The organism is Paenibacillus sp. P4_E11 (assembly GCF_056401635.1).
The window spans coordinates 1-1172 of sequence record NZ_JBFUIX010000523.1 but is presented as its reverse complement, the minus strand read 5'-3'; the positions used below and the strand labels follow the sequence as shown (position 1 = coordinate 1172).

Sequence of the window (1172 nt, the reverse complement as noted above, 5' to 3'; positions counted from 1 at the left end):
ACCATCTATATACCCTCAGCGAAAATGCGTCCCGAGCCCGAGTTAGTCGGAAAAACCGTCTTACTCCCCGCGAAAGTATGTCCCATTGTCCGAGATAGACGGAAAAACCGTCTATCTCTCCGGGAAAGTACGTCCCGTGCCCGAGATAGACGGAAAAACCGTCTAACTCTCTGTGAAAGTACGTCCCGTGCCCGAGATAGACGGAAAAACCGTCTAAGTCTCCGGGAAAGTACGTCCCATTGCCTGAGTTAGACGGAAAAAAAGTCTAACTCCCCGGGAAAGTACGTCCCGTGCCCGAGATATACGCCAAAAACCGTCCGGATCCGGACGGTTTTTGGCATCTAATTAAGGCATATATGATTTATGAGTGACTAGTGCCGGCAGCAGGTTCAATCGCATTGGCCAAGACGGTGGCATAGTATTCGGCGCCTTCAGCATTCAGGTGCACACCATCCTCGTAGAACAACGAATTTTTGTCTTTGCTAGCCGTATACCAATCGACAAGCGTAACATTGGTACATTTCTCAGCTGCGGCCGCTAATGTGGTATTGACTTCATCTTCCCATGGCCGAGGGACACGAGTGTTCACAAGAATGACCTGTTGTTTGCCTTTGAGTGAGAGGAGCAAGGCATCCAGCTGTTTCTTGGAAAACGATCCGTTCGTCCCTAGTTCGATCAGCACCCGATTGCCTAGTTTGCCTTCGGACTCGAGCTGTTTGATGATGTCGGCCGCGTGGGACATTTGACGACCTACTTTTCCTTCGACATGAACGCCTGGCAGCAGCTTTTCAAGATAGGGCTCCGCATCGAGGATGACCGAATCTCCAATTACCGTAATGCCTTTACCGGATGCAGGGGCATGCGGATGTATCGGATCCGTTGGTTTAGGCTGGATCGGTTTGTCGACTACAGGTGGAGTCGGTGTAGCTGTCGAGATTTGATGTACTGGTGTAGGTACTGGTGTTGGTATCGGTGTTGGTGATGGTGTAGATTCAGGTATGATCGACGATGAAGGCGGTATTACGCCAGCAACACTTACAACATTCGCATCTGTTCTCGGGAACCAACCGCCGGTACCTCCACCGAGCAACATTAATGCTGAAAACGCGATTGCAGACGTAATCCACAATTTTCCTGGCCTGAAAGCTCGCCGATGCTGTCCGGTCAATATC

Annotated in this window: 1 protein-coding gene; it reads right to left on the bottom strand. The window is 50.6% G+C overall.

The features are described 5' to 3' along the window. Positions 1–361: 361 nt before the first annotated feature. A partial coding sequence (locus AC1DWB_RS35695) for an SGNH/GDSL hydrolase family protein (RefSeq protein ID WP_477545798.1) occupies positions 362–1172 on the bottom strand: 811 nt, incomplete at its 5' end.